The organism is Streptococcus mitis, assembly GCF_008763935.1.
Lineage (GTDB): Bacteria > Bacillota > Bacilli > Lactobacillales > Streptococcaceae > Streptococcus > Streptococcus mitis_DB.
Genome location: NZ_VTQF01000029.1, coordinates 1 through 3436 on the forward strand (window position 1 = coordinate 1; position 3436 = coordinate 3436).

Annotated in this window: 2 protein-coding genes and 3 pseudogenes; all 5 read left to right on the forward strand. The window is 34.7% G+C overall.

Annotated elements, in window-relative coordinates:
* A pseudogene (locus F9B91_RS11105) lies at positions 1-271 on the forward strand (hypothetical protein); the annotation flags it as partial.
* Entirely contained in the window at positions 271-582 is a 312-nt protein-coding gene (locus tag F9B91_RS11110) for a DUF4176 domain-containing protein (RefSeq protein ID WP_061421780.1), read from the forward strand. The pseudogene F9B91_RS11105 and the gene F9B91_RS11110, both read left to right, overlap by 1 nt.
* 244 nt (positions 583-826) lie before the next feature.
* Positions 827-1507: a hypothetical protein gene (locus F9B91_RS11115; RefSeq protein ID WP_061421771.1), complete on the forward strand. Its 681-nt coding sequence runs from the start codon at positions 827-829 to the stop codon at positions 1505-1507.
* Between the two features lie 10 nt (positions 1508-1517).
* Positions 1518-1811, forward strand: a pseudogene (locus tag F9B91_RS11120) (DUF4176 domain-containing protein).
* A 208-nt stretch (positions 1812-2019) separates the two neighbouring features.
* Positions 2020-3360: pseudogene (locus F9B91_RS11595) on the forward strand (T7SS effector LXG polymorphic toxin); the annotation flags it as partial.
* Positions 3361-3436 lie beyond the last annotated feature (76 nt).

A 3436-nucleotide genomic window follows, 5' to 3' on the forward strand; every position in this document is an offset into this window, starting at 1 on the left:
ACCAGATCTTAAAGGAGGCAAAGCTAAACTTGTTGCTCAAGCCCAAGCAATAAAAGATATTGTATTCAATAAAGAAGCAAACGACTACTTTGACATTACTGAACCAGAAAGTAAGCTAGCTCGAATCATGTTTTCTTATTACGGCGCTCTCAATGCACAGCTAAAAGGAGATGAAGAGCGTGCCCGTAGTTTGTTTGAAAGTATAGCACATGAAAACTCAGAGCTTTTCCATGTTCAGGAAGCGCAGAAATATTTAGAAGGAGAAAACTGATGTCAGAACGTACCGCTTTACCGATTGGAAGTGTTGTTCGAGTGAGAGAAGGTGTAGAGCCTGTCATGATTGTTAATCATTGTCCAGTTACTGAAAAGGACGGCAAGCAAGGTTATTTTGATTTTGGAGCTGTCAGTCTTCCGCTAGGACTCATTAATCAAAACATTATCTTCTTTAACAAGGAGGATATAGATGAAGTTCTATTCTTTGGTTACATCGATCGTCGTTTTCAAGACTTTTTGAGTCGTTATGATGAGGAAGTTTCAAAAATCACCTATGAGCACTTTAGTGTAGATGATTTTAAAAAATGACATACAAATCCTAGAATTCTATTCTAGGATTTTCTATATGATGAGAAAATGTTATAATGAAGATTAAGTAGAATAAATGTATCCGAAGTTCGAGTTCAAAAAGATAGGTAAAGCACTCAGTAACTCACTTTCTTCTCTGAAAGGAGCATTTGGATGGTAGGTGTTTGTACCTGATCCATTATTCTGATTAAATTTATTGAATTTCAGCCTACGAGTAGAGCTATAAAATATGAGGTGGTGGGTAATGAAAGTGTCGAATAGACGTTATAAAGTTAGTTTAGTTGGGCGTGTGAATAATAGATATTACCTGATAAGGATTTCCAATCAAGAATATATAATAGATTATTCAAATCCCAAGGATGTACGCACCTATTTGTTTGGGTTATTCCCGAAATATAATACAGAGTATCCCATCTATAAAGTTGACAATGCTAGTATAAAAACAACAACTTGGAGAATAATGGATCAATTTCAAGGAAGCTTACTGGAGTATAGTATTGGCATTGTACTAGTTTTTCTTTTGATTCTACCAAAACATATTAACCCACTGTTGATTTTTAATAATTCGATAATTAGAGAATCATGGTATCTTTGGTTATCAATGATTTTTTGTGGAGCTATATTACTGATTTCTTTTCTTATCTTTAAGTCAAATACAGATGAAATCCCTATTTTGGTAGATGAAAAAAGTATTTTACGAAGAGTAGAGGAACCAAGAAAAAGCTTCATCAAATTTCCTCAAAAAATAGTTGATTTTTTAAGTTGTTTTTTAGGAATTCCAATCTGTCTTTTTATGGGAGTTGCTTCATCAAATTTTATTTTGTTAATTGTTTTTGGATGTTTAGGATTCTATCAGCTGTTATTTGCTAGGTTTTTTAACTTATTATTTGTAGTTAAAAGACATAAATTTTATATTGTAAAATAAGGAGAAAGTTATAATTTTGCCTATTGGAACTATTGTTTATTTATCTGGTGGAAACCAAAAAGTTATGATTTTAAATAGGGGCGCTATTGTAGAGTAGGAAGGTCAGGATGTATTGTTTGATTATACTGGAGCTCTATTTCCAGAAGAATTAACTCCAGAGCAAGTTTATTATTTTAAGCATGAAGATATTGATGATATTGTGTTCAAAGGATATAGTGATATTGATGAAGAGCGTTTTGTTAAATTATATAAGAAATGGCTTGGCTCTATTGAAAGTAGCATTAAAAAAGGAAAAATAGAATAATATATAATGGTGTAATTGTCCTTTCGCAGAGAGTATTTCAATGAGGGCATTGTTTCTAGCGTATATGGATAGGAGATAGTGAATGAAGATTGATTTATCTGAGGTACAGGCTCGAAAATCGGCCTTGAGTACATCTGTAGGTGGTATCAAGGGCGATCTAACCAAAGCCAGAAGCAGTTTATCTTAAGTTGTCTCTACAGATAATCTCAAAGGTGTCGTTAAGGACACAATCAACCAAAAAGTTTCTAACTACCAGATTCCTTTGCTAGATAACTATAGCAATGCTTTGGATAGTATCGTAAACCGCTATGATGGGATTATCAAGCTTTTTAAGGAGACGGTTGGTGAGACCGACAACAGTGCCATTATTAAGACAGAATACCTAGAACGTATCAAGCAACGCATGAAAGATCCGATCGAGGGATTAAAGAGCAGTTCCAGTAAGACACAAAATATCTATGCAGGGATAAGTGATATCCTGACGTTAACGAATCCTAGTTTGGATAGTGTGAATACGAGCTATAGTGAAGCAGTCAAGAGTTTAGATGATACCATAAAGAACATGGAAGCTTTTAATAGTGTTCTTTTAAAGACAGATACTTTTGACCTTATAGATATGCAAAATAGTGAAATTGCTACCCTATCAGGTTATGCTCCTCTTCCATATGGGAACACCGCATCGAGAAATTATTATAATCGAACTTGGTTTAAAAATTCAGTTTCAGAGATTCACACAGCTATCCATAGCAACTCCAAAGCTGTGAAGTATCAAAATTCTCTCGCAAAACAGCTTGCCGAATCTAAGTATAGTGGGACGGTAGCTTCGAACTATCAAAATTATTCTGATGTAATTTCAAATGATTTAAAAAATAATTTCGCCAATGAGTCAATCATGAATAGTATTGATGTGTTTGGAGATAAGGGCTGGGTTAAATTATTGGAAAAGACCCCTACTGTTGTGGGAGGGGTGATTAATGGTTTATATAAATTAAGCGATTCACTTGGAAGTTTTATTAACCTCGGAACTAATGGTATAGTTCCTCCTAATATATTTGATAATGTAAGTAATGTCGCGTCAGGATCTTTTATAAGCATGGGTAAAGGCATTGAAACTTTTGCCAAGTCTGGCCCTGAAATAGGTAGGGCTATGGCATTTATCGGTCCTGCAATTGATTTCACTACACAAGTTTCAGCTGGTGAAAATGTTCCGAACGCTGTTATTAAGAGTGGGGCTCATGCAGCAATATCGACTGGAGCTATGACCATTGGTATGAATACAGGAGCAGCAATTGGAGCTACTATTGGTAGTGTTATACCTATTGCAGGAACTGCTGTAGGTGGTATTGTTGGAGCTGCTACAGGGTTTATAGTAGGAGTGGGTTTATCAATTGCAGGCAATGCTGTATTTGATATGATTTATGATAATACTGTTGGAAAGGAAGTCACAAAAATAACAAATAATGTAGTAAAAACAGGTAAGGAAATCATAGATGGTGTTGGTAATGCAGTATCTGACTTTTTCAGTGGTATTGGAACTGTATTTCAGTGATAGGAGATTCTCGTGGACAAAAATCAAATTATAAAGTTAAAGGACGTTGAATTTGTAGGAATTGGTAATTTTGAAG